Source organism: Pedococcus sp. 5OH_020 (assembly GCF_027812955.1).
Taxonomy (GTDB): domain Bacteria; phylum Actinomycetota; class Actinomycetes; order Actinomycetales; family Dermatophilaceae; genus Pedococcus.
Map to the genome: position 1 here is coordinate 140,554 of NZ_JAPYZV010000005.1, position 24,972 is coordinate 165,525.

At 69.6% G+C, this 24,972-nt stretch carries 24 protein-coding genes and 1 riboswitch; of the genes, 11 read left to right on the forward strand and 13 right to left on the reverse strand.

The window, feature by feature from the left end:
- Positions 1–2: 2 nt before the first annotated feature.
- Both PHA84_RS10505 and PHA84_RS10510 read left to right on the forward strand, forming a co-directional pair.
- On the forward strand, positions 3–413 hold the full coding sequence (locus PHA84_RS10505) for a VOC family protein (RefSeq protein WP_270888053.1): 411 nt from the start codon (positions 3–5) through the stop codon (positions 411–413).
- Positions 414–415: 2 nt separating this feature from the next.
- Positions 416–2,821, forward strand: a complete 2,406-nt coding sequence (locus PHA84_RS10510) for an excinuclease ABC subunit UvrA (protein ID WP_270888054.1) — start codon at positions 416–418, stop codon at positions 2,819–2,821.
- A gap of 10 nt (positions 2,822–2,831) precedes the next feature.
- Here PHA84_RS10510 and PHA84_RS10515 read toward each other — a convergent pair whose 3' ends face one another.
- Positions 2,832–3,245, reverse strand: a complete 414-nt coding sequence (locus tag PHA84_RS10515) for a GNAT family N-acetyltransferase (protein ID WP_333742301.1) — start codon at positions 3,243–3,245, stop codon at positions 2,832–2,834.
- A gap of 356 nt (positions 3,246–3,601) precedes the next feature.
- Between PHA84_RS10515 and PHA84_RS10520 the strand changes: the two genes are divergently transcribed.
- From PHA84_RS10520 to PHA84_RS10530, 3 genes are read left to right on the forward strand one after another with little or no spacing between them, the layout of a single operon-like run.
- On the forward strand, positions 3,602–4,246 hold the full coding sequence (locus tag PHA84_RS10520) for an RNA polymerase sigma factor (protein WP_270888056.1): 645 nt from the start codon (positions 3,602–3,604) through the stop codon (positions 4,244–4,246).
- 14 nt (positions 4,247–4,260) lie between these two features.
- On the forward strand, positions 4,261–5,103 hold the full coding sequence (locus PHA84_RS10525; protein WP_270888057.1) for an aldo/keto reductase: 843 nt from the start codon (positions 4,261–4,263) through the stop codon (positions 5,101–5,103).
- Between the two features lie 6 nt (positions 5,104–5,109).
- Entirely contained in the window at positions 5,110–5,943 is an 834-nt protein-coding gene (locus PHA84_RS10530) for a DUF72 domain-containing protein (protein ID WP_270888058.1), read from the forward strand.
- 76 nt (positions 5,944–6,019) lie between these two features.
- On the opposite strand, the gene PHA84_RS10535 is transcribed toward PHA84_RS10530, so the two are convergent.
- Complete coding sequence (locus PHA84_RS10535) at positions 6,020–6,640, reverse strand: L-threonylcarbamoyladenylate synthase (protein ID WP_270888059.1); 621 nt, start codon at positions 6,638–6,640, stop codon at positions 6,020–6,022.
- 71 nt (positions 6,641–6,711) lie between these two features.
- Between PHA84_RS10535 and tdh the strand changes: the two genes are divergently transcribed.
- Genes tdh through PHA84_RS10550 form a run of 3 tightly spaced genes read left to right on the forward strand, consistent with a single transcriptional unit; the run spans position 6,712 to position 9,525 of the window.
- On the forward strand, positions 6,712–7,749 hold the full coding sequence (gene tdh, locus PHA84_RS10540) for an L-threonine 3-dehydrogenase (RefSeq protein ID WP_270888060.1): 1,038 nt from the start codon (positions 6,712–6,714) through the stop codon (positions 7,747–7,749).
- Positions 7,750–7,755: 6 nt separating this feature from the next.
- Positions 7,756–8,949 (forward strand): glycine C-acetyltransferase, encoded by a 1,194-nt coding sequence (locus PHA84_RS10545; RefSeq protein ID WP_270888061.1) that lies wholly within the window; start codon positions 7,756–7,758, stop codon positions 8,947–8,949.
- Between the two features lie 3 nt (positions 8,950–8,952).
- Positions 8,953–9,525 carry a dihydrofolate reductase family protein gene (locus PHA84_RS10550; protein ID WP_333742281.1) on the forward strand — a complete coding sequence of 191 codons (573 nt, stop codon included), beginning with the start codon at positions 8,953–8,955 and terminating at the stop codon, positions 9,523–9,525.
- Here the strand turns inward: PHA84_RS10550 and PHA84_RS10555 are convergent.
- From PHA84_RS10555 to PHA84_RS10565, 3 genes are read right to left on the reverse strand one after another with little or no spacing between them, the layout of a single operon-like run.
- Entirely contained in the window at positions 9,522–9,965 is a 444-nt protein-coding gene (locus PHA84_RS10555; protein WP_270888062.1) for an OsmC family protein, read from the reverse strand. The genes PHA84_RS10550 and PHA84_RS10555 overlap by 4 nt on opposite strands.
- Entirely contained in the window at positions 9,962–10,504 is a 543-nt protein-coding gene (locus PHA84_RS10560; RefSeq protein WP_270888063.1) for a DUF1697 domain-containing protein, read from the reverse strand. Before PHA84_RS10560 ends, PHA84_RS10555 begins: the two co-directional genes overlap by 4 nt.
- Before the next feature lie 2 nt (positions 10,505–10,506).
- Positions 10,507–11,367, reverse strand: coding sequence for a PhzF family phenazine biosynthesis protein (locus PHA84_RS10565; protein ID WP_270888064.1), 861 nt, complete (start codon positions 11,365–11,367; stop codon positions 10,507–10,509).
- A gap of 25 nt (positions 11,368–11,392) precedes the next feature.
- Here PHA84_RS10565 and PHA84_RS10570 point away from each other — a divergent pair, with 25 nt between their 5' ends.
- Positions 11,393–12,019 carry a histidine phosphatase family protein gene (locus PHA84_RS10570; RefSeq protein WP_270888065.1) on the forward strand — a complete coding sequence of 209 codons (627 nt, stop codon included), beginning with the start codon at positions 11,393–11,395 and terminating at the stop codon, positions 12,017–12,019.
- On the opposite strand, the gene PHA84_RS10575 is transcribed toward PHA84_RS10570, so the two are convergent.
- The 3 genes from PHA84_RS10575 to PHA84_RS10585 form a co-directional block, all read right to left on the reverse strand.
- Positions 12,006–12,641, reverse strand: coding sequence for an RES family NAD+ phosphorylase (locus tag PHA84_RS10575; protein ID WP_270888066.1), 636 nt, complete (start codon positions 12,639–12,641; stop codon positions 12,006–12,008). The genes PHA84_RS10570 and PHA84_RS10575 overlap by 14 nt on opposite strands.
- On the reverse strand, positions 12,638–13,183 hold the full coding sequence (locus tag PHA84_RS10580) for a hypothetical protein (protein WP_270888067.1): 546 nt from the start codon (positions 13,181–13,183) through the stop codon (positions 12,638–12,640). The genes PHA84_RS10575 and PHA84_RS10580 overlap by 4 nt, the downstream gene beginning before the upstream one ends.
- 88 nt (positions 13,184–13,271) lie before the next feature.
- Positions 13,272–14,753, reverse strand: coding sequence for a glutamate-cysteine ligase family protein (locus PHA84_RS10585; RefSeq protein ID WP_270888068.1), 1,482 nt, complete (start codon positions 14,751–14,753; stop codon positions 13,272–13,274).
- 133 nt (positions 14,754–14,886) lie between these two features.
- Here PHA84_RS10585 and PHA84_RS10590 point away from each other — a divergent pair, with 133 nt between their 5' ends.
- Both PHA84_RS10590 and PHA84_RS10595 read left to right on the forward strand, forming a co-directional pair.
- Positions 14,887–16,062: an exonuclease SbcCD subunit D gene (locus PHA84_RS10590; protein ID WP_270888069.1), complete on the forward strand. Its 1,176-nt coding sequence runs from the start codon at positions 14,887–14,889 to the stop codon at positions 16,060–16,062.
- Positions 16,059–19,220, forward strand: coding sequence for an AAA family ATPase (locus tag PHA84_RS10595; protein WP_270888070.1), 3,162 nt, complete (start codon positions 16,059–16,061; stop codon positions 19,218–19,220). Before PHA84_RS10590 ends, PHA84_RS10595 begins: the two co-directional genes overlap by 4 nt.
- A 20-nt stretch (positions 19,221–19,240) precedes the next feature.
- Here the strand turns inward: PHA84_RS10595 and gcvP are convergent, their stop codons facing one another.
- The 5 genes from gcvP to PHA84_RS10620 form a co-directional block, all read right to left on the reverse strand.
- Positions 19,241–22,141, reverse strand: a complete 2,901-nt coding sequence (gene gcvP, locus PHA84_RS10600; RefSeq protein WP_270888071.1) for an aminomethyl-transferring glycine dehydrogenase — start codon at positions 22,139–22,141, stop codon at positions 19,241–19,243.
- A 73-nt stretch (positions 22,142–22,214) separates the two neighbouring features.
- Positions 22,215–22,318, reverse strand: a riboswitch (glycine riboswitch).
- A 72-nt stretch (positions 22,319–22,390) separates the two neighbouring features.
- Entirely contained in the window at positions 22,391–22,972 is a 582-nt protein-coding gene (locus tag PHA84_RS10605) for a MerR family transcriptional regulator (RefSeq protein ID WP_270888342.1), read from the reverse strand.
- A 192-nt stretch (positions 22,973–23,164) separates the two neighbouring features.
- On the reverse strand, positions 23,165–23,686 hold the full coding sequence (locus tag PHA84_RS10610) for a bifunctional nuclease family protein (RefSeq protein WP_270888072.1): 522 nt from the start codon (positions 23,684–23,686) through the stop codon (positions 23,165–23,167).
- Positions 23,687–23,705: 19 nt separating this feature from the next.
- Positions 23,706–24,434 (reverse strand): transcriptional regulator FtsR, encoded by a 729-nt coding sequence (gene ftsR, locus PHA84_RS10615; RefSeq protein ID WP_270888073.1) that lies wholly within the window; start codon positions 24,432–24,434, stop codon positions 23,706–23,708.
- A 13-nt stretch (positions 24,435–24,447) separates the two neighbouring features.
- Positions 24,448–24,903: an FHA domain-containing protein gene (locus tag PHA84_RS10620; protein ID WP_270888074.1), complete on the reverse strand. Its 456-nt coding sequence runs from the start codon at positions 24,901–24,903 to the stop codon at positions 24,448–24,450.
- Positions 24,904–24,972 lie beyond the last annotated feature (69 nt).

Consider the following 24,972-nt stretch of genomic DNA (forward strand, 5'->3'; position numbering starts at 1 on the left):
GCATGGACATCAGCATTCACGCCAGCTTCCTCCCACAGGACGACCCGGAGGCGGCGCTGGCCTTCTACCGCGACACCCTGGGCTTCGAGGTGCGCAACGACGTGGGCTACGACGGGATGCGCTGGCTCACCGTCGGCCCCGCCGACCAGCCCGGAACATCCATCGTCCTGCATCCCCCCGGTGTCGACCCCGGCATCACCGACGAGGAGCGCCGCACCATCACCAAGATGATGGCCAAGGGCAGCTACGCCACGATCCTCATGGCCACCAAGGACCTCGACGGTACCTTCGAGCGGCTGCAGTCACGCGACGCCGAGATCGTCCAGGAGCCGACGCACCAGCCGTACGGGGTCCGTGACTGCGCCGTCCGCGACCCTGCCGGGAACCTGCTCCGGATCCAGGAGCTGCCCTGAGCATGGTGACCAGCGCAGGCAGCACGGCGGCGGGCTCTGGCGCCCCGGCTGGGACGAGTCCGGCCGACAGCCACAGTGTCATCCGCGTGCACGGAGCGCGTGAGAACAACCTCAAGGACGTGAGCCTCGACATCCCGAAGCGCCGGCTGACGGTGTTCACCGGCGTCTCGGGGTCGGGCAAGAGCTCCCTGGTCTTCGACACCATCGCTGCGGAGTCGCAGCGGCTGATCAACGAGACGTACAGCGCCTTCCTGCAGGGCTTCATGCCTGCCCTCGCGCGGCCCGACGTCGACGTCCTGGAAGGCCTCACCACGGCGATCCTTGTCGACCAGGAGCGGATGGGCTCCAACCCCCGGTCGACGGTGGGCACGGCGACGGACGCCAACGCGATGCTCCGGATCCTGTTCAGCCGCTTGGGACGGCCCTACATCGGCCCACCGACTGCCTTCGCGTTCAACGTCCCGACGCGGACGGCCAGCGGCGTGATGAGTACCGACAAGGGGCGCGGCGAGAAGACGGTCGTACGCAAGGCCGTCTACCAGGGCGGCATGTGCGCCCGGTGCGAGGGCATGGGCTCGGTCAGCGACTTCGACCTCACTGCGCTGTACGACGCGAGCCTGTCGCTCAACCAGGGAGCACTCACCATTCCGGGGTACAGCATGGATGGCTGGTACGGCCGGATCTTCCGCGGCTGCGGGTTCTTCGACCCGGACAAGCCCATCGCCAGGTACACCAAGAAGGAGCTGCACGACCTGCTCTACAAGGAGCCCACGAAGGTCAAGGTCGAAGGCATCAACCTCACCTACGAGGGGCTCATCCCGAAGATCCAGAAGTCCATGCTTGCCAAGGACATCGACGCGATGCAGCCGCACATCCGGGCCTTCGTCGAGCGCGCGATCACCTTCGACACCTGTCCCGACTGTGACGGGACACGGCTGAGCAAAGAGGCCCGGTCGTCCAGGATCAAGGGACTGAACATCGCCGAGGTCTGCTCGATGCAGATCAGCGATCTGGCGCAGTGGATCCGCGATCTCGATGCGCCGTCGGTCGCGCCGCTGCTCGCCGGGCTGCAGCACCTCATGGACTCCTTCGCGCAGATCGGCCTTGGCTACCTCTCGCTGGACCGGCCGTCCGGCACGCTGTCCGGGGGAGAGGCGCAGCGCACCAAGATGATCCGCCACCTGGGATCGTCGCTGACCGACGTGACGTACGTCTTCGACGAGCCCACGGTAGGCCTGCACCCGCACGACATCGCCCGGATGAACGTCCTGCTCCTCCAGCTTCGGGACAAGGGCAACACCGTGCTGGTCGTGGAGCACAAGCCCGAGGCGATAGCGATCGCCGACCATGTCGTCGACCTCGGGCCGGGCGCCGGTGCAGCGGGCGGCACCGTGTGTTTCGAGGGCACCGTCGAGGAGCTCCGTCGAAGCGACACCGTCACGGGACGACACCTCGACGACCGCGCGTCCCTCAAGGACTCCGTCCGGCGGGCCTCCGACGCTTTGGAGGTCCGTGGTGCCTCGACGCACAACCTCCAGAAGGTGGACGTCGACCTCCCGCTCGGGGTGCTCTGTGTCCTGACGGGCGTGGCCGGATCCGGCAAGAGCTCGTTGATCCAGGGCTCGGTGGCCGGCCGCGAGGGCGTCGTCACGATCGACCAGGGGGCGATCCGCGGGTCGCGGCGGAGCAACCCGGCAACGTATACCGGACTGCTCGACCCCATTCGCAAGGCCTTTGCGAAGGCCAACGGCGTGAAGCCGGCGCTCTTCAGCTCGAACTCGGAGGGGGCGTGTCCCGCGTGCAACGGCGCCGGCGTCATCTTCACCGAGCTAGGCGTCATGGCCACCGTCGAGTCCGTCTGTGAGGAGTGTGAGGGCAGGCGGTTCCAGGCCTCCGTACTCGAGTACACCTTCGGTGGTCGCTCTATCGCCGAAGTCCTCGACCTCTCGGTCACCGAGGCGGAGGCGTTCTTCGCCCAGGGCGCCGCGGCGAGCACGCCTGCGGCGCACACCATCCTCACGCGCCTGTCCGACGTGGGACTTGGTTATGTCAGCTTGGGACAACCGCTGACCACGCTGTCCGGTGGGGAGCGGCAGAGGCTGAAGCTGGCCGCGCATCTGGCCGAGAAGGGCAGCGTCTACGTCCTGGACGAGCCCACCAGTGGGCTGCATCTTGCAGACGTGGAACAGCTCCTGCGCCTGCTGGACCGGCTGGTCGACTCGGGCAGGTCCGTCATCGTCATCGAGCATCACCAGGCCGTCATGGCGCATGCGGACTGGATCATCGACCTCGGCCCGGGAGCCGGCCATGACGGTGGCCGCATCGTCTTCGAAGGCACGCCCGCCGATCTCGTAGCCGGTCGCCAGACGCTCACCGGGGAGCACCTGGCGGCGTACGTCGGAGCATGAACGCCGGGAGTCAGCCCGGTGCTTCGCCGTCGACGACGAGGTCGTAGGTGACAAGTTCGGTCTGCGTGGCGAGCCGGTCGTACACGGCTCGGGCCCTCGCGTTCGATGCGCTCGTGACCCAGCGCACGGGCGCCCACCCGCGCTCGCGGCAACGGGCCTGCAGACCCGCGAGCAGCGCGTCCACGGCACCGGTGCCGCGTGCGGACTCCGCCACGTACAGGTCGTCGAGGAAGCACGCCAGGGACCCATGGAGGGGGCGGACGAACGGGCGGTGGTGGGCCAGCCCGACCGGCGGCGCACCGGGCGACGGGCTCACGACGAGGCACTCGAGCTCGTGGTCGGGGTCGAGGAGCCACCGCCACACGACAGCCGTGACCTCGTCCGGCCGCGTGCACTCGTAGAAGTCGAGATAGCCGCGGTGCAGGACAGCCCAGGCCTCGTGATCATCCGGGCCGACGTCATCGACGGTCCAGGCGCCGACGTCGCGCGCTCATAGTTGCCTGGTCACGAGGCCCGACCCTAGCGTTCCTTCCCGGTCGCTGCTGAGCGTCATCGCTCTTGGAATAACGCCGATAATCAACATTATGTCACTCTGAACACGGGCAGCGTCCCCGCTCGGTACCGTCAGGCCTGCTGACGCCAGGTTGCCGTCTCGCATGGGAGACGCATTTGGCGCCTCGCCGAGTTTGGCGTACGTCCCGCTCCGCCACCATTGGAGCCATGTGCAGGGCGGCCTGAGCCGCCGTGAGAGCACCACATCGGGGGGAACAGGGGAAATGCATGCTGCCCAGCGGGGACGATGGCGACGGCGATGGCGACCGTGGCGACCCGGTCGACCGGCGCCCGGACTCCGCTCGCCTGCTGGAGGCGGCGCGGGCCGGTGACCAGGCCGCGTTCGCCGCGCTGTACGAGCAGCACGCCCCGGCCGTGCGCGGGTATGCCCGGCGACTGGCGCAGTTCCACACCGCGGAGGACCTCGTCGCGGACGCGTTCACCAGGACGTGGGAGCAGCTACGGGCTGGTCGTGGGCCGCACACCGAAGTGGCTGCCTACCTGCGCGCCGTGGTGCGCAACCTGCACCTCACCAGGCTCCGCCGTGACCGGATCCACCTCTGGGTGGCAGACGTCCAGGACGCCGCCCTCTCGCACCCCTGCTACGCGGCCCGCGTGGCCCAAGGCAGCCCTGAGGACCTGGTGCTTGACGAGCTGGTGCAGGACCGTCTGAGATCCGCGATGAGCGCCCTGCCCGAGCACTGGCAACACGTTCTGCTCCTGGTGTACTTCGACGGGCGCCCGTACGAGGACGTCGCTTCTCACCTGGGGGTGACCGTCCCGGCCGCGCGACAGCTGGCGCGGCGGGCCCGACTGGCCCTGCGACGGGCCCTGAGCTCGCAGTCCACCCACGGGCGACCGCATACGTTCTGACCTACGGTGGCCTCATGGCCAACGACACCACCGCCTACACCCTCAACGACGGCACCGTGGTGCCTGCCATCGGCTTCGGGACGTACCCCCTTCGTGGCGACGACGGGGTCATCGCCATGGTGGCAGCGCTGGACAACGGTTACCGGTATCTCGACACCGCGGTGAACTACGAGAACGAGGTCGAGGTCGGTGAGGCCGTCAGGCGGTCGGGACTCCCCCGCGACGACGTGCGCATCGCGACGAAGATCCCGGGCCGCTTCCACGCCAAACCGCTTGCCCTGCAGTCTCTTCGGGACTCGGTGGAGCGTCTGCGCCTCGACCGCCTCGACGTAGCCCTCATCCACTGGCCGAACCCCAGCCAGGGCCTCTTCACCGAGGCCTGGGAGGCCCTCGTCGAGGCACAACGGGAAGGGCTCGTCACGACCGTGGGCGTCAGCAACTTCACCGAGGACCACCTGCGCCAGGTCATCGAGGCCACCGGAGTAACCCCTGCGCTCAACCAGATCGAGCTCCATCCCTACTTCCCGCAGGAGAAGATGCGCGCCGTCCATGACGAGCTGGGCATCCGCACCCAGGCGTGGAGTCCGCTCGGCAAGCGGCAGGCACCGTTCGACGAGCCGCCGGTGGCGCGGGCTGCGGCCGCACATCACGTCTCCCCCGGTCAGGTCATCCTCCGCTGGCACCTCCAGCTGGGCTCCATGCCACTGCCGAAGTCCGCCACGCCGCAACGCCAGCAGACCAACCTCGACCTCTTCGGCTTCGAGCTCTCCGAGGACGAGATGGCGGCCGTCACCGCTCTGGGCAGGCCGGACGGCCGCCTGTTCGGTGGTGACCCGGACACGCACGAGGAGATGTAGGTCTCCATGCCCGAGTACCGGATCGGCGTGTCCGGCTGGCGCTATCCGCGCTGGCGCGGCGACTTCTACCCCGTAGGCCTTCGTCAGCGTGACGAGCTCGCGTACGCTGCGGAGCGGATGAGCTCGGTCGAGATCAACGGCTCGTTCTACTCCCTCCAGCGCCCGAGCTCGTATGCCGCGTGGCGGCAGGCGGTGCCCGAGGACTTCGTGTTCGCGGTCAAGGGCGGACGGTTCATCACGCACCTGAAGCGGCTCCGAGGGGTGGAGACGGCGCTGGCAAACTTCTTCGCCTCCGGCCCGCTGGCCCTCGGCCCGATGCTTGGACCGTTCCTATGGCAGCTTCCTGAGCGCGTCGAGCTCGACACCCAGGTCCTCGACGACTTCCTCACGCTCCTGCCGGACACGACGGACGCCGCAGCGGCACTGGCCGCCCGGCACGACGACAAGCTCGCCGAGGACCGCGTCCTGACCCGGGTCGAGAGCAGCCGCCCGATCCGGCACGCCCTCGAGCCGCGCCATACCTCGTTCGACACCGAGGCCGCGCGCGAGGTGCTGCGCGAGCACGGCGTCGCCATGGTCGTGGCCGACACCGCCGGCAGGTGGCCGCGCATGGGCGACACCACCGCTGACTTCCACTACGTCCGCCTCCACGGTGAGCAGCGGCTGTACCACGGCGGCTACGGCGAGGCGTCCCTACGGCGCTGGGCCGAGCTGGCCAGGGGTTGGCACGCCGAGGGGCACGACACGTACGTCTACTTCGACAACGACGCGGACGGCAGGGCTCCGCATGACGCCGTCGCGTTGCAGCGACTGCTCTGCGACGGCGACGGTCCGCCGTGACCGTTGCCCGAAGGACCCTTGCCTTAAGGGCCCTTGACCGAAGACGCCTTGCCCGAAGGACCCTTGGCGGAGACCGCTAGCTGAAGGGCGCAGGGTCGCCGGCGCCGACCCTGACCACCTCCGGCGAGCCCCCGGAGAAGTCGATGACCGTCGTGGGCTCCGTGCCGCACTCCCCCGAGTCGACGACCGCGTCGACCTGGTTGTCCAGCTCGTCCTTGACGACCCAGCCCTCCGTCATCGGGCCGTCCTCGCCAGGCAGGATCAGGGTGCTCGAGAGCAACGGTTCGGCCAGCTCTGCCAGCAGGGCCTGGACGACCCGGTCCTGCGGGATGCGCACCCCGACCGTCTTCTTCTTCGGGTGCAGCAGCCTGCGTGGCACCTCCTTGGTCGCGGGGAGGATGAAGGTGTAGCTCCCTGGTGTGGCCGCCTTGATGGCGCGGAACACCGTGTTGTCGATGTGGACGAGCTGCCCCAGCTGGGCGAAGTCCCTGCACATCAGGGTGAAGTGGTGCCCGTCACTCAGCTGGCGGATCCTCATGATCCGCTCCTTGCCGTCCTGGTTCCCCAGAGCGCAGCCGAGGGCATAGCCGGAGTCGGTCGGGTAGGCGAGCAGTCCCCCGTCCCGCACCAGCTGCACGGCTTGCGTGATGGCGCGAGGCTGGGGGTCGACCGGGTGAACGTCCAGGTACCTCGCCATGTCCAGACTGTATGCCGCGACTCGCGCGTGGGCCTTCGGGGGGCGCCTCCGGCTGCCGATAGGTTGACCTCGTGCGCGCCCTCGTCAAGACCCAGGCCGGCCCAGGACTCGAGCTCAGAGACGTCCCCGAGCCGCAGCCCGGTCCGGCTGATGTGAAGATCCGGGTGCTGCGGGCCGGGTTGTGCGGCACGGACCTGCATCTGGAGCAGTGGGACGACTGGGCGGCCTCGACCGTTGCGCCGCCGATGACGATCGGCCACGAGTTCTACGGGGAGGTGGTCGAGGTCGGCGCCGACGTCAGTGGGGTGCTGGTCGGCCAGCGCGCCTCCGGTGAGGGACACATCGTCTGCGGGACGTGCCGCAACTGCCGCGCGGGTCGACGGCATCTGTGCATCCACACCAGGGGGATCGGGGTGAACCGCGACGGGGCGTTCGCCGACTTCGTCGTCATCCCGGCCTCCAACGTGTGGGTCCAGCCACCCGAGCTCGACCCGGACCTGGCCGCAGTGTTCGACCCGCTGGGGAACGCCACCCACACGGCACTGTCCTTCCCCATGGCCGGCGAGGACGTCGTCATCACCGGGGCCGGTCCGATCGGTGTGATGGCGACCGCCCTGGCCCGCCATGTCGGAGCGCGGCACGTCGTGGTGACCGACGTCAGCGGCTACCGGCTGGAGCTGGCGAAGAACGCGGGCGCCGACCTGGTCGTCGACGCGTCCGCCAGTACGCTGGCCGAGGCGATGCGGTCGCTGGGCATGAAGGAGGGCTTCGACGTGGGGCTGGAGATGTCCGGGGTTCCCAGTGCCGTCGAGGACATGCTGACCAACATGAACCACGGCGGCCGGGTCGCCATGCTGGGTCTGCCGAAGGACCGCTTCTCGGTCGACTGGGGTCGGGTGATCACGCACATGATCACGATCAAGGGCATCTACGGCCGCGAGATGTACGACACCTGGTACGCGATGAGCTCGATGCTGGGCAGCTCCGCGCTGCTGCGCGAGCGGATCGCCTCGGTCATCACCCACCGCTTCCCCGCCGACCGGTGGCAGGAGGCGTTCGCCGCGGCCCGGTCGGGTCAGTGCGGCAAGGTCGTCATGGATTGGAGCTGAGACATCGTGTACGGCAGTGTCAAGGACGAGCTTGCGGCCACCCTTGCCGAGATCGAGGAGGCCGGCCTGTACAAGCGTGAGCGGGAGCTCACCTCACCGCAGTCGGCGCACATCCGTACGTCGCGGACCGAAGCGCTGAACTTCTGCGCCAACAACTACCTGGGCCTGGCCGACCACCCCGACGTGGAGGCCGCGGCGGCGAAGGCGTTGCAGGAGTGGGGCTTCGGCATGGCCAGCGTGCGCTTCATCTGCGGCACCCAGGAGCTGCACAAGAGCCTCGAGGCAGCCATCTCCGGTTTCCTGGGGACCGAGGACACGATCCTGTACTCCTCCTGCTTCGACGCCAACGGCGGGGTCTTCGAGGTGCTGTTCGGGGCCGAGGACGCCATCGTGTCCGACGAGCTCAACCACGCCTCGATCATCGACGGGATCAGGCTGTCCAAGGCCCAGCGGTTCCGGTACAGGAACGCCGACCTGGCCGACCTGCGCACCCAGCTCCAGGCGGCTCGTGACGGTGGAGCGCGGCGTACCGTCGTGGTCACCGACGGGGTCTTCTCGATGGACGGCTACCTGGCCCCGCTGGACCAGATCTGCGACCTGGCCGAGGAGTTCGGCGCAATGGTCCTGGTCGACGACAGCCACGCTGTCGGGTTCGTCGGCGATGGTGGCCGCGGCACCCCCGAACGCTTCGGCGTGATGGACAGGGTCGACATCCTGACCGGCACCCTGGGCAAGGCCCTCGGCGGTGCCTCCGGCGGGTACGTCGCGGCACACCAGGAGATCGTCGACCTGCTTCGCCAGCGCTCCCGGCCTTACCTGTTCTCCAACGCCGTCGCCCCCAGTGTCGCCGCCGGCTCCCTGGCCGCCCTGCAGATCGCCGCGACCTCCCACGACGCCCGACAACGTCTGCGCTCCAACACCACCCTGTTCCGCACGCTCATGACCGACGCCGGCTTCGACCTCCTGCCCGGCGAACACCCCATCACCCCGGTGATGTTCCCGGGACCGGACGGCGCCCGCCGCGCCGCGCAGATCGCCGACGCGATGCTCGAGGAGGGCGTCTACGTCATCGCCTTCTCCTACCCCGTCGTCCCCCAAGGCAAGGCGCGCATCCGCGTCCAGCTCTCGGCCGCCCACACCGAGGACGACGTCAGAGCGTGCGTCACCGCCTTCGTCAGCGCACGCGACGCGGTGGGCTGACGCATGTCGCTGCAACGGCTGCGCTACTCGGCCATCACCTCCCTGGACGGGTATGTCGCGGACTCGACGGGGCGGTTCGACTGGGCCAGGCCGACCGAAGAGCTCCACCGCCTCGTGAATGACAGCGAGAGGGAGGTCGGAACGTACCTGTACGGCCGTCGGATGTTCGAAGTGATGCGCTACTGGGACGCGGCCGACGAGTCCGCCGACAGGTCCTCCACCAGTGCGGAGTACCGACGCATCTGGCAGTCCGCCGACAAGGTGGTGTACTCCGCCACGCTGACCGAGGTCAGCACCCGTCGGACGCGGCTCGTGCCTCGGTTCGATGCCGAGGAGGTCCGCAGGCTCAAGGAGGAGAGCCAGGCCGACCTCAGTGTGGGAGGACCCACCCTGGCGGCAGAGGCGTTCCGGGCCGGACTCGTCGACGAGCTCACGCTGTACCTGACGCCGGTGAACGTAGGTGGTGGCACCGCGGCGCTACCGGCGGACGTCCCGCTGGAACTTCACCTGCTGGAGCAGCGCACGGTCGGCGGCGTGGCGATGCTGCGCTACGCCGTGCGGTCCTCGGCCGCCTAGCCTTCCGAGCCGGCGGTGTCGATCGGCGTGCCGAGCTCTACGGTCCTGCTCACGGTGCACAGTCGGTCATGGGACATCGCGATCGCCCTCGGCAGCATCTCGCGCGCCCGGTCCCCGGCCTCCCCCTCCGGGAAGCTCACCGAGAACCGCACCTGTAGGTCACGCATGTGGTTGCCGTCGTCGTCGCGCACCTTGTCCCCGGAGGCCTCGACGGTGAACGTCTCGGGCTCGGCCCGCTTCACGGTGATGAAGTCCACGTCGATGGCGCTACAGCCCGCAATGGCGGCAAGCAGCAGCTCGACCGGCGTGAAGGCCGGGCCGTCGCCGCCGATCCTCATGGTGCCACCCCGAGCGTTGGTCACGTCGAAGACGCCCTTGGAGACGCGCTCCATGCTGATCGACCGGTGTCCCAGTCCCGTACCGCCGGTCTCTTCGGTCATGGTTCTCCCCACTTCTGCGCCAGTGCGCGGACGACGGTCAGGTTCCTCGCGGTGCCGGGCACCCCGAGGACCTTCTCCAGGCGGGCTCCGGTGAGCTTCGCCTCGTTGAAGGGCACCGCATACTCCAGAAGGACATCCTTGCCGATGACCGTGGCATGTTCCCCACCGGCCGCCCAGTCCTCCAGCGCCGAGGCGTAGTCACCCGTCGGAGCCCTCACGCAGAAGCTCACATACCGGCTGCCTCCCACCGCAGCCGACGGCGGTATGGCGTCCACCGCGGCCACCAGGCCAGTGAGCTGGGCAGGCGTGCGGGCGATGGCCACGATGTCGTACCCGGCGTGCGCACCGAGGACCCGCCCCACAGTCTGCTCCACCTTCTCTGCGCTGCGCAGCGGCGTGGCCACCAGGAAGTTCCCAGTCTGGATGTGCGACTCGACCGCCGAGAAGCCGTTCTCCTGCAAGACTTCTCGCGCCTCGTCCATGCGAAGCTTCCGCCCACCGACGTTGACTGCACGCAGGAGCACCACGAACCGGGACACCGCTAGGCACCTGCCCTGTCCAGGTCGACGACGCCGCGCCCCACCTCGCGCACCAGACCGCCAACGCGTACCGTGCCGCACGAGCCCACGCTGAGCCTGAGGGTGGAAGGCCTCCCCAGCTGGCGACCCTGCCTGACGGTCCACTCCCCCATCTCTGAGCGCGCAGCGAACCAGGCGCCCAGGTTCGAGCATGCCGAACCCGTGGCGGCGTCCTCGGAGATGCTCACCCCGTCGCTGATCAGTGCGCGGGCTTCCAGCTCGCCGTCACCGGTCTCGGCCCAGAGGTACACCAGGGTCTCACCGCCCCGTACCCCCATGGAGCCGTAGCGCGCCATCGCGGCAGCATCGGGACGTGCGCGGCGCACCGCCTCCACCGAGGAGGCCCGGGCCATCACCTGGGAGGTGCCGACGCTCACCTGCTGGGCCGGCGGAAGCAGGTCGGACGGCTGCAGCCCCAACGCCCGGGCCAGCTCCGCGCTGTCGAGGTCGCGCTCCACCGTGCCCGTCAGAGCGGTGAGCGTCCATTCGTCCCCCGTCGCGCGTACCGGGACGATGCCGGCCGGCATGGACAGGGCAAGGTCGTCGCCCAGGCCCCATAGGTCTCGTACGACATGCGCCGTCCCGAGCGTCGGGTGGCCCGCGAACGGCATCTCCGAGGCGGTCGTGAAGATGCGCACCGCTGCGTGGCCGCCCGTCGTCGGCCCCAACACGAACGTGGTCTCGGACAGGTTGAACTGCCGTGCCAAGCCCTGCAGCTGGCCCTCCGAGAGAGGCGAACCGTCCTCGAAGACGCACAGAGGGTTGCCGGAGAACGGGTTTCCCGGCTCGGCGAAGACGTTGAGCAGCCGGTACGGCAGGGGCATGGGGCCACTCTGTCATGCTGGCTGGGTGACGTCGTCGACCGTGCCACCCGAAGGACGCCTGGTCCTGCTGCGCCACGGGGAGACCGAGTGGTCGCTCTCGGGCCAGCACACCGGACGTACCGACATCCCGCTCACCTCGCACGGTGAGGAGCTGGCCACGGCGGCGGGCCGGCTCCTCACCGGCTACCACTTCTCCCTCGCGCTCGCGTCTCCGCTTCAGCGCGCGAAGCGGACGGCTGAGCTCGCGGGGCTGGCCACGCAGCCCGACGCGGACCTGCTGGAGTGGGACTACGGCGGCTACGAAGGCCGGACCACGGCCGACATCCGGTCCGAGCTGGGCTACGACTGGACCGTCTTCGAGCACGGCGTGCCGGCGGGCGACACCCCGGGCGAGACCGTGGAGGAGGTGGCCGCGCGGGCCTCCCGAGTCGTGCGGCGCGCGGTGGCGGCCATGTCCGACGGCGACGTCGCCCTGGTCGGTCACGGGCACTGCCTGCGCGTCCTGGCCACGGTCTTCCTGCGGCAGGAGCCGCGGATGGGAGCCCAGCTGCTGTTCGACGCCGGCTCGGTCAGCGTGCTGCAGTTCGAGCGGGAGGAGCCGGCCATCCGCGTGTGGAACCACGGTCCTGCGGTGTCTGCTAGGCCTTCGTGACCCGGGTCCTGGGCGGTCGCACGACGGTGAGGTCGGCCCGGCGAGGCGTCGGCACGAGGGCGGGCGCCCCGGGCACTGCCCGCGCGGGTACCGGATCGGGGTCGGCCGGCCACGGGCGCGACCCCTGCTCGTCGAACAGCGCCACGGCGCTGCACTCCCCCGGGGTGAACCGCGGGCCGTATCGAACCCCGGCCAGCCCCGCGGACCGGAACGCCTGCGCCCACTGCTGAGGCACGGCATACGGCACCATCGTCTCGAGCTCGCGAGTGACGCCGAAGTCGCCAGCGGCCCGGTCCTGGCAGTTCGCCACCGACCGAGGCTCCGGAAGCCTGAGACGCGAGACCACCACCTCGGACAGCAGCGACTCCGGGACGGCGTTTGCACCCCCGAGCACCGGACCGACGCGCTCACGCAGCGCGCTCAGGGCATCCAGGGCCGTATAGCAGGTCCCGTCGGGCGGACCGAGGTCGAAGCGACCAGCGCGGTCGCTGCCGAACCACCATGGACCGAGGTCGACCTGGTGCGCCCGGTACAGGTCCGTGGAGGCCAGCAGCTCGTATGCGGGGAAGCCCTGCAGCGTAGCGGGCGGTGGCCCCTGGGCCGGCCGCTCGCGGGCCGTCATGCCGCCCAGGCGGCTGCGTCCGACGCCGCCGCGTCCGCGACCCGGCCGACCGCCGCGGCCGAGGACCGATGCACCACGAGGTAGTCGACCGCACTGTGGCCGTCGAAGACCGGCGTCGGGGTGGTCAGCCAGGCGCCGATGGACCAGCCGTCGACCCCCTTGCGGGTGAACGCTCCGACCGCCTCCTGGACGCCCGCACGCACTGTTCCGTTGCGCCCGAACTGCAGCGAGGGGTAGACGAGATGACCGTCGGAGGTGCGGCATGCCAGCACGGTCCCGCGCCGCACCCGGTCGAACAGGGCCTGTCGGGAGATGCCGAGCCACGCCACGAGCCCAGGGGTGTCATAGAACGGCCCGAGCGGCTCGTCCAGCGGATGCACCGTCGGCAGGGCCGCAACCATGCGGTCCGCGAGCTGCTCCACGTCGCCGAGCTCGAGGACGCGCCCCTGGGCGCGAAGGGATTCGGCCCGCAGGCGGATGCGCCGGTGAAGCGCCGCGGTCAGCGCCTCGAGATCCGTGGTCAAACGGGTCGGTAGCGACATGGCAGGTCTCCACTCAGCGTCAAGGGCGTCAAGGTATGTCCTACAGCGTAACCGGCGCCACTGACCCCGCTCCCGGAACGCCGGCCGGCTAGGGGATCGCCCAGGTATGCACGGGCTCGTTGCTGTGCATGTTCTTGGCGTACAGCCGCAGCATCTCCCCGAGGGCGCTCTGCCTGTCCATCCCCGCCTTCTCCAGGCTCGCGACCGTCTCGGACTGCCACGTGGCACCGTTTCTGCTGGTCTTGCAGCGGCCCTCGATCACCGAGAGGTACCGCTCACGAACGGCGGCCGAGACCCCCCACTCCGCGAGGCCCTGGTGGGCCATGGGCAGCAGATGGCGAAGGACGAGCTCCTCAGCTCGCACCTCGCCGAAGCCCGGCCAGTAGAGCCGCGACTCGATGCCGTCACGGGCAGCGTTGTGGAAGTTCTGCTCCGCGGCCGCGAAGCTCATCTTGCTCCAGATCGGCCGGTCGTCCGAGGCGAGCTTGCGGATCACGCCGTAGTAGAACGCCGCGTTCGCCATCACGTCCACGAGGGTGGGGCCCGCCGGGAGCACGCGGTTCTCCACCCGCAGGTGTGGAGTGCCGCCGACGATGTCGTAGATCGGCCGGTTCCAGCGGTAGATCGTGCCGTTGTGCAGACGGAGCTCAGGAAGCGAGGGCGCCTGACCTGACTCGAGGAAGGTGATCGGGTCCTCGTCGCTCACCTCTGCGAGCAGGGCCGGGAAGTAGCGGACGTTCTCCTCGAAGAGGTCGAAGATCGAGGTGATCCACCGCTCCCCGAAGAACACCCTGGGCCGGACGCCCTGGTTCTTCAGCTCGATGCTCCGGGTGTCCGTCGCCTGGCTGAACAGCTCGATCCGGGTCTCGGCGTGCAACCGCTTGCCGAAGAAGAACGGCGAGTTGGCAGCCAAGGCGATCTGCGGGGCGACGAGGGCCTGTGCGGCGTTCCAGTGGGCGGCGAAGTCAGCTGGTGCGACCTGGAGGTGAAGCTGCACGCTGGTGCACGCCGACTCCGGAGCGATCGAGTCGCAGTACGTGGCGACCCGCTCCCCCGTCGGGCCCTCGATGTCGAGGTAGATGTCCTCACCGCGCGCGTAGAAGATCGAGTCGTTCAGGGCGGTGTAGCGGTTGTTCGCGCTGATCCACTCCCCCTCGAAGTGCTCCGGCATGATCGTCGGCAGGATCCCCACCGCGACGATGTGCGCTCCGCGTTTCTCAGCCGCGGCGCTGGCGGCGTTCAGTGAGGCACGCATCTCGTCCTCGAGCTCGATCGCCGCGTCACCGGGCAGCGGGCGCGGCGGGACGTTGAGCTCGATGTTGTACCGCGCGAGCTCGGTCTGGTAGCCCGGATCCGCGATGGCCTCGAGCACCTCGGCGTTGGCGAACTTCGGCTGGTACCGGTCGTCCACGAGGTTGAGCTCGATCTCCATCCCGGTCATGGGGCGCTCGAACTCGAACACGCTCTGGGCCAGCATCCGCTCGAAGACGTCGAGGTTCTGGCGCACCTTCTCCCGATAGCGCTGACGCTGTTCTCGGGTGTAGCTCTGCGCGCCCACCTCTTCACCCACGGGAACCCTCCCTTGCAGTGCCTGCCGGTATGCCCGCGTGTCGCCTCGTGGAACAACCCAACGCTGTACTGACCCAACCACATGCAGGGCGCGCCTGCCAACGCCTGTCGGTGCGCTCTCCTAACCTGCGGGTGTGCGGTTCCTCCACACCTCCGACTGGCACCTGGGACGGTCCTTCCACCAGGTGGGGCTGCTCGACGCGCAGGCGCAGCTCGTCGACCACCTGGTGTCGACGGTCCGCTCGGAGCAGGTGGACGCCGTCCTGGTCGCGGGCGACATCTACGACCGCGCCATGCCGGCTCCCGAGACGGTTCAGCTGCTCTCGGAGTCTGTGACGCGGCTCATCGACGCCGGTGCGACGGTGCTGCTCTCCAGCGGGAACCACGACTCCGCCATCCGCCTCGGGTTCGCCCATGAGCTGCTCGCGCGCGCCGGGCTCCACATCCGCTCCTCCGTGGCGTCGATCGGGACGCCGGTCATGGTGAAGGACGTCGCGGTCTACCCGTTGCCCTACCTCGAACCGTCCGTCGCCTGCGCGCCGCTCGCCTCGGCCGACCGGACCCATGCAGGGGTGCTCGGCGCCGCGCTCGCGCGCGTCCGCGTCGACCGTCAGCGCCGCGCTCGCTCGGTGGTGATGGCGCATGCGTTCGTCACCGGTGGGGCCACCACCGACTCGGAGCGGGACATCTCCGTCGGAGGCGTCTCCGCCGTCCACCCTCGCGTCTTCGCGGGCCACGACTATGTGGCACTGGGTCACCTGCACGGGCGGCAGCGGGTCGGCGAGCACCTCCGCTACAGCGGCTCGCCGCTCGCGCTCTCGTTCAGCGAGGCCGGCCAGACCAAGGGCTCCTGGCTGGTCGATCTCGACGATGACGGCGTTCACGTCCAGGCCGTGGACTCACCGGTGGCCAGACCCCTTGCCACGATCCGTGGAGACCTTGACTCCATCCTCGCGGATCCCGCTCTCACGCATGCTGAGCGGGCCTGGTGCCAGGTGACCCTGACGGATCCCGCCCGTCCGCTGGGGGCGATGGAGCGGGTGCGAAGGCGGTTCCCGCACACGTTGGAGCTGCGCTTCGACCCGCAGGGGATGGCCGTTCCGGTGCGGCGGTACGCGGAGCGGGTAGAGGCTCACGACGACGTCGACGTGTGCTGCCAGTTCCTGGAGCACGTCCGAGGTGGAGCACGTGCCTCGGCGCAGGAGCGCGCCCTGCTCGCCCGGGCTGTGGAGTCCGTCCGCGTGGGCGCGGCGCGCCACGACGACGAGGGGCAGCTCGGCCACAACCGCGCCACCGCGGGTGCCGCATGAGGCTCCATTCCCTGAGCGTCACCGCCTTCGGGCCTTTCGCGGGCACTGTCACCGTCGACTTCGACACGCTGTCGAGCAGCGGGCTGTTCCTGGTCCGTGGTGCGACAGGCGCAGGGAAGACAAGCCTTCTCGACGCGGTGGCCTTCGCGCTGTACGCAGACGTTCCCGGGGCGCGCTCGAAGAAGGGTCTGCACAGCGACCATGCCGACCGCGGCACCGTCCCTGGCGTGATGCTGGAGTTCACGGCGGGCGGCCGTCGCTTGAGGATCGAGCGTTCCCCGGAGTTCTCCCGTCCCAAGTCGCGTGGGTCGGGGCTCACGAAGGTGCCGGCGAAGGCTGTCCTGTTCGAGCATCGCGATGGCGCGTGGCAGCCGCTCAGCACCCGCCACGATGAGATCGGCGAGGTCGTCAGGGACGTGGTGGGCCTTGGGCTGGAGCAGTTCAGCAAGGTGGTGCTGCTGCCCCAGGGCGACTTCGCCGCGTTCCTGCGTGCGACTCCCGAGGAACGCCGCGGTCTGCTGGAGAGACTGTTCGACGTCACCGCTTTCGCCGGCGTGGAGGAGTGGTTCGCGGTCCGGCGCAAGGAGTCCGCCGACCTGGTCGAGAGCCATCGCACGGCCCTGCGGGGCGACCTCGGCATCCTCACCGAGGTGCTCGCGCACGTGCCCGCAGGCGTCGTCGACTCATCCTCCATACCTACCGCCTCGTGCGAGGCCCCGGACTTCGCGGCTCTGAGTCCTGACCACCTCGGGGCCACGGTGTCGCGGCTCCAGGACCGGCTCTCCGCCGCCGTGACGGCGTCGATGGCAGAGCTGGACGTGGCCCGGCTCGCAGACGGGCATGCCACCGCCGCTCACCTGGCAGCGCTGGACCAGCTGAACCGTCGTCATCGTGGCGAGGAGGCGTTGCGATCTCTGGCGCTTTTGGAGGGTCGGCAGGACGCTCACACCGCGACCCTGGCGCTGGTGGCGGCGGCCGACCGCGCGGCCTCGGTGCAGGGTGACCTGAAAGCTCTTCAGAGGGCTCACGCAGCGGTGGACGCCGCCGCCTCGAGGCTCCGCTCGCTCGGCGCCGAGCTGGAGCACGGTGGCCTCACCGTCCCAGCGGGCTCGGTGCTCGAGGTCAGTGCTCTTCAGCGAAGACTCGACGAAGGCACCGTGGCGCTCACCGAGGCGAAGCACGTGGCGAACGCGATGAGTCGCCGCCAGGCTCAGCAGGCCGCGCTTCTGCTTGACACCGAGGCTGCCAGTGATGGCAGCTCGCTGGTCGCCGCCAAGCTCGACGGCGCCAAGAGCGCACTGGAGCAAGCCCGACAGCGGCTCGAGGAGATATCCGCGTCAGCGGCACAGCTGGAGCAGGGTACCGCCGAGGTCACGCTCCTGGAGCGCCTGGTGACGGTCCGGGCGGCGTACGAACGGGATATCGCCCGGGCGGAGGTCCTCAGGGAAGCTCGCCTGACCCGACGTGAGGCTGCCCAGGGGCTGCGACAGGTCTACCAGGATCTTCGGCAGGCCAGGCTCGACGGCATGGCAGCCGAGCTGGCCACCGCCCTGCGTGATGGCGGACCGTGCCCGGTCTGCGGGTCGTACGAGCATCCGGCACCCGCGCAGGCGGCGAGGGCGCTCACCGCCGCCGACGTGGAGACAGCGGAGCAGCACTGGCAGCAGGCCGTCACGGCGTTGCACCGGACGGAGCGAGAAGCCGTGGCTCTGCAGGCGACGCAGGCCGAGAGGCTCGACGAGCTGGGCTCCGAGGAGCGGGACCATGCGACGCTGGAGCGGTTGCTCGACCGAAGTCGGCAGAGAGTCGCCGCATTGACGAAGGCGGCGCGGCTTCTCCCGCAGGCCGACGCTGCCGTCACCGCGGCTCGGGCGTCAGTCAGCTCCGTCGAGGAGGAGCAGCGCGCCCTCCGGGACAAGCTCACCACCCTCATGTCGACGTCGGCGGCCATCCTGCAGGAACTTTCGGTTGACGGCGAAGGGCTGCGTGAGCTCCTGGACAGGCACGCAGAGCAATGCCCCTGTGCTGGAGCCGGCGCAGATACCCATACGGAGCCGGCGGCGGACCCTGAGGGGGCCGACCCAGGGGGCCCGGGAGAGGTGCGCTCCGGCCTCGCGGCCGAGGGCGTCCTCGCGGACACCACCAGGCGCCACGCGCGCGTGGCAGGGGTGCTGGCGTCGTACGCCGAGGCGCTTGTCGGGCACCAGCGTGCGGTCGCGGAGCAGGCGTCGGTCGAGGATGGCACCACCCATTCCCTTTCGGAGGCAGGTTTCACCAGTGTCGCCGAGGCACGGCAGGCGACTCTGCCGGTGGGGACCGTGGCAGACCTGCGCGCCAAGGCCACCGCCTATGAGCGAGCCGTGATGGTGGCCCAAACGACTCTCGGCGATCCGGAGGTGGAGTTCGCGCTGGCCCAGCCGGTCCCAGATGTGGACGAGCTGTCGCGCCTGCGGGAGACGGCGCGCACCTCCTACACTGCGGCAGTCTCGAGCGACACGCTCCTGCGTGAGGCGCTGACAGCGATGGAGCGGGTCGGCCAGAGCATCACGGAGCGAAGCTCGAGACTGGCCACGGCCTACGCGGAGCATGACGCCCTACGTAGGGTGGCGGACACGTTGGCCGGCACCAGCCCGGACAACGCTCTCCGCATGCGGCTGTCGGCCTTCGTGCTGGCGGCTCGCCTGGAGAAGGTGGCAGCCCTCGCCAACGAACGGCTCCGGACCCTGGGAGAGGGGCGCTACCAGCTCAGACACACCGACGGCCTCGCCGCCCGCGGCGCGCGCAGCGGCCTGGGCCTCGAGGTCCTCGACCTCTGGACCGGCCAACCCCGCGACACCAGCTCGCTGTCCGGCGGGGAGTCCTTCATGGCCTCGCTGGCCCTCGCGCTCGGCCTCGCGGACGCAGTGCGAGAGGAGGCCGGTGGCTTCGACCTGCAGACGCTCTTCGTGGACGAGGGGTTCGGCACGTTGGACGACGACAGCCTCGAGCACGTCATGAACGTCCTCGACGAGCTCCGCGAGGGCGGTCGCGCCGTGGGGGTCGTGAGCCACGTCGCCGAGCTACGCAGCCGGATCCCGAACCAGGTGGTCGTGACCAAGACGGAGCGCGGCTCGTCAGTGCGTGTCACCTGCAGCGACGAGACGGCGCCCGCCGCGTAGAGCTGTGCTCCGGCCCAGCTCTAGTCGGCGAAGGCCTCCGGCGGAGGGCAGCTGCAGACGAGGTTGCGGTCGCCATACGCGCCGTCGATCCGTCCGACCGGCGGCCAGTACTTGTCCGGCGCATGCACGCCCACGGGGAAGACCGCCTCGAAGCGGTCATAGGGGTACTCCCACTTCCCAGCCAGCGCCTTGGCGGTATGCGGAGCGTTGCGCAGCATGCTGTCGGCCACCGGGATCTCCCCCGACTCCACCGCCGCGATCTCCTGCCTGATGGCGATCATCGCGTCGCAGAACCGGTCGATCTCATAACGGTCCTCGCTCTCGGTGGGCTCGACCATCAGCGTGCCGGCCACGGGGAACGACATCGTCGGCGCATGGAAGCCGTAGTCGACGAACCGCTTCGCGACGTCGTCGACCGTCACCCCACTGCGCTTGGTGAGGTCCCGAAGATCGAGGATGCACTCGTGCGCCACGATGCCGTCGTGACCCGAGTACAGCACCGGGTAGTGCTCGCGCAGACGCCTGGCGATGTAGTTCGCGTTGAGGACGGCGACCTGGGTTGCCCGGGTCAGCCCCGCGCCGCCCATGAGACGAACATAGGCCCAGGAGATGGGCAGAATGCTCGCAGACCCGAACGGCGCAGCGGAGATCGGCCCCACGCCCGTCTCCGGCCCCGCCTCGGCAGCCAGCGGATGGTTGGGCAGGTGCGGCGCGAGATGCGCCCGGACCGCCACGGGACCGACCCCGGGACCACCCCCGCCATGCGGGATGCAGAACGTCTTGTGCAGGTTGAGGTGTGACACGTCGGCCCCGAACTTGCCCGGCCGCGCGAGCCCGACAAGAGCGTTGAGGTTCGCTCCGTCCACGTACACCTGACCGCCCGCGTCGTGCACCAGGCCGCACAGCTCGGTGATGGTGTCCTCGAACACTCCGTGCGTCGACGGGTACGTCACCATGATCGCGGCCAGGTCGTCCCGATGCAGGTCCACCTGAGCGCGCAGGTCGTCCATGTCGATGTCCCCGCCTGGGGCGGTCTTCACCACGACGACCTTCATGCCTGCCATGACGGCGCTGGCGGCGTTGGTGCCGTGCGCACTCGCCGGGATGAGACAGACCCGTCGCTGGGACTGGCCGTTCGCCTCGTGGTACGCGTGGATCGCCAGCAGCCCGGCGAACTCTCCCTGCGAGCCGGCGTTGGGCTGCAGCGACACCGCGTCGTACCCGGTGATCTCGCAGAGCCAGGACGCCAGGTCTCCGATCAGCTGTCGGATGCCTTCAGTCTGTTGGGCCGGTGCGAACGGGTGGAGCTCGGCGAACTCGGGCCAGGTGATCGCGACCATCTCGGTCGTCGCGTTGAGCTTCATGGTGCACGACCCCAGCGGGATCATCCCCCGGTCAAGCGCGAAGTCGCGGTCCGAGAGCCGGCGCAGGTAGCGCAGCATCGACGTCTCGCTGTGATGGCTGTGGAAGACCGGATGGGTGAGGTAGTCGCTGGTTCGCACCAGGTCTGCCGGCCAGTCGACCCCCTGGAGCGGGACCTCCGTTCCTCCGGTCACGCCGAAGGCGGCCCAGACCGCCTCGAGGTCCCGCAGATCGGTCGTCTCGTCGACGCTCACGGACACCGTGTCGTCGTCCACGCGGAAAAGGTTGACCCCCCGCTGCGCGGCCGCACTCACGACCTCGTCGCTGCGCCCGGGAACGCTGACCGTCACGGTGTCGAAGTAGTGCTGCGTCGGCACCTCCACACCGCCCTCGACCAGCCCTGCCTTCAGCGCGCGGGCGTGGCTGTGGACGCGACGCGCGATGCCCGCCAGACCGTCGGGGCCGTGGTACACCGCGTACATGGAGGCCATCACGGCCAGCAGCACCTGCGCGGTGCAGATGTTGGACGTGGCCTTCTCCCGGCGGATGTGCTGTTCCCGGGTCTGCAGAGCGAGCCGGTAGGCCGGGGTGCCAGCCGTGTCGACGCTCACCCCGACGAGCCGCCCGGGAAGGGACCGCTCCAAGCCGGCCCGCACGCTCATATAGCCGGCGTGGGGGCCGCCGAAGCCCATGGGCACGCCGAACCGCTGCGTCGTCCCGACGGCCACGTCTGCCCCCCACTCCCCCGGCGCGGCCGCCAGGGTGAGGGCCAAGAGGTCTGCCGCAGCCGTGACCAGTGCCCCGACCTGGTGGGCTGCGTCCGCAAGGGCATGCCAGTCTCGGAGCTCGCCGTCGGCTCCCGGGTACTGCACGAGGACCCCGAACACGTCCCGGTCGCCGGCCGCCGCTCGCAGCCCCTCGGCGGTCTGGACGGCGGCAAGGTCCGCGACTACGAGCTCCAGGCCCAGCGGCAGAGCTCTGGTCTGCATCACCGCACGGGTCTGGGGGAAGACCTGCCTGTCCACCAGCAGGACGGCCCCCGCGGCAGCCTTGCTCGTGCGACGCATCAGAGTCATCGCCTCGGCCGCGGCAGTGGCCTCGTCGAGCAGCGATGCTCCTGACGTGGCGAGCCCGGTGAGGTCGCTGACGACGGTCTGGAAGTTGATAAGGGCCTCCAGCCGACCCTGGGAGATCTCCGGCTGGTACGGCGTGTAGGCGGTGTACCAGGCAGGGTTCTCCAACACGTTGCGCTGGATCACGGCCGGCGTCACCGTCCCGTAGTACCCGAGCCCGATCATCGACCTCATCACGTGGTTGCGCCGGGCGAGGGCCCGAAGCTCCTCGACCACGGCCGGCTCCGACGCTGCCGGCTCCAGACGTAGCGACTGTTCCGCGCGGATGCCCTCGGGAAGTGCGGCATCGAGCAGGGACTCGAGCGAGTCATGACCGACGGCGGCGAGCATGGCCGTCACGTCGACCGCCGAGGGACCGATGTGCCGGCCGACGAAGTCGGGAAGCTGAGGGCGGTCGCCGGCGGGGGTGGGCGTCGAGACAGACATGAGGCTCCTGAACGTGGAAGATGCTCGAGATCGCCTCCCCATCTGTCGCGCGCGCACGCGGCTCCAGAGGTGCCTGTCCCGCACGGTCCTGGCGCCTGAGAGGTTCCGGGGAGTTTGCCCCTTCGGCGCCCCGCCATGTCTCGACGAGACATACGAGGACTCTCCCGTGCGGGATGTTCAGCGACACCAATCTACAGCACTGCCCGCCGTTCCTCAGAAAGGCGGGCAGCTGCGTGGGGGGCGGGACGGTCAGGCCAGCCGCGCCTGGCGGCGGACGCGCAGCTCGTCGTCAGGGTGAGCGGCCGGCGCCTCGTCCTCCGTGCGCTCGCCGGGAAGCTCGGCCAGCTCGCCCTCGACCTCGCGCCAGACGCGGCCCACAGCGATGCCGAAGACGCCCTGCCCGCCTTGGACGAGGTCGATGACCTCGTCCGCGGAAGTGCACTCGTAGACCGATGCGCCGTCGCTCATGAGGGTGATCTGGGCGAGGTCCTCCACTCCCCGCTCACGCAGATGCGTGATGGCGACCCTGATCTGCTGCAGGGACACGCCCGTGTCCAGCAGGCGCTTGACCACCTTGAGGACGAGGATGTCGCGGAAGCCGTAGAGCCGTTGCGTCCCAGACCCCGTGGCCCCGCGGACCGACGGCTCGACGAGCCCGGTGCGGGCCCAGTAGTCCAGCTGCCGGTAGGTGATCCCGGCCGCCTTACAGGCCGTGGGACCTCGGTAGCCGATGTCCTCGCTCAGCTGCGGGAGGTCGTCCGTGAACAACAGGCCCTGTGCCGCGGCCGGCACGCTCGTGTGGCCGTGCTGAGCATCACTGCTCGGGTTCACAGCGCTCACCTCCTGGTAGGACTTCGTGGTGTAACTACATGCGTCGCATTCGGACTCCCCCGACCGTACGGCTGCCAGGAACCGCAGGTCAACAACCACTGCAGGTTCGACCTCGGCGTGTCGCACCACTGAGGCGCAAGGCTAAAGATCAAGTGGAGGGTTAGGTTGGACGCCAGTGCGCCGTCAGACACGTCAGACTGTCGGCTTGTCCTCTCCATGCTCGTCCCCGGGCTCGTCTCCGGGCTCCGTCTCGAAGTCCTCGGCGGAGACGTGGTCCAGGAACTCCCTGAACTTCTCCACCTCGTCGTCCTTGTCGTCCTCGGTGGACATGGCCACGCCGGCCTCCTCGAGGAGGGACTCCCCGGCCACGATGGTGGTGCCGGTGCGCAGCGCCAACGCGATGGCGTCCGAGGAGCGCGAGGAGATCTCGGTGGTCCCGTCCAGAATGAGCGCGGCGTGGAAGACGCCGTCGCGCAGCTCCACGATCCGCACCTCGGTGAGCGTGTGTCCCAGCCCCTCGATGACGTTCTTCATGAGGTCATGCGTCAGCGGCCGAGGCGGCTCGATCCCTTGCTGGGCGTACGCGATGGCGGTGGCCTCGGCGGCGCCGATCCAGATGGGCAGATACCGGTCGCCGTCACGCTCGCGCAGCAGGACGATCGGGTGGTTGGTCGGCATCTCGACTCGGACGCCCAGGACCTCGAGAACCTTCACCGTTCCACCGTACCTCGCTTCAGCTGCGCTGCAGTCCCTCCCTCACCAGCGCCGCGTGCAGCGCGATGCAGAGCCGGAGCACCTCGCCCGTGGGGTCCTTCGGGCCCTTGGCGCCGGAGCTCTTCCCTGACGCCGCGCGGTGCGGCGTGACGACCTGCTGCACCAGGCCGATCTCCCGGTCGGCGGCCGTCCGGAAGGCCCGGAGGTGGCGTGGCTCGAGCCCGTAGGCCCCCAGTGCCGCGGCCGTGTGCGTCACAGCGAGCGCCGCCTCGCGGTAGTGGCCCTGAGCGTCGCGCTTGATGAGACCGTAGGTCTCCAGGGCCTCGACCGTGGCCTCGTCCAGCCCCGAGGAGGCAGCGAGCTCGCCTCGCGTCAGCCGCAGGTCACTGGTCGCCGTGAGCACCTCCGCGTCGGGCACGTCGGCGTCCGCGGCAGGGGCCGGCACCGACGGTCGCGCCATCCGCTCACCATCGGGGGCAGGAGTCAGGCCGCGGTCCATCGCGTCGAGGGCCTCCCCGATGACCTTCAGCGGCCAGAAGTGGTCCCGCTGAGCGGTGAGGATGTAGCGCAGCCGATCGACGTCTGCGGCAGTGTAGCTCCGGTAGCCCGAGCCGGTACGGGACGGCCTGACCAGTCCCGCGCTCTCCAGGAACCGGATCTTGGAGATCGTGACATCGGGGAAGTCCGGCGCGAGGGCAGCGAGGACCGACCCGATCGTCATCGACTGACGTGCTGAGCGAGCGGTCACGAGCAGCCTTGCGTCACGCCTTGCCCGCGTAGAACACGAGACGGAACTTGCCGATCTGCACCTCGTCGCCGGTGCGCAGGGCCGCCTCGTCGATCCGCTCGCGGTTGACGTAGGTGCCGTTGAGGGAGCCGACGTCGCGGACGACGAAGGTGTCACCCTCCCGGCGGAAGGACGCATGCTTGCGCGACACCGTGACGTCGTCGAGGAAGATGTCGCTGTCCGGATGGCGCCCGGAGGAGACCTCGTCGTCGTCGAGGAGGAACCGCGCACCGGTGTTCGGGCCCCGCAGCACGACGAGCAGCGCCGTACCGGGCCGCAGCGCGTCGACCGTGGCCTGGTCCGCCTTGCTCAGCGATACCTCAGCCTCGGCGCTGGTGTCCACCTGCTCGAGGTCAGAGATCCCGGGGAGCCGCATCGTGGTCGGCTCATGAGGGCGCGATGCCTGAGGGTCCTTCTCGCTGCCGTTCATGGTGCCGAGCTCCTCGTGGTCGTCATGTCAGTGGCTTCTAGCAAAGCACAAACCCTAGGTGAGAAAGCC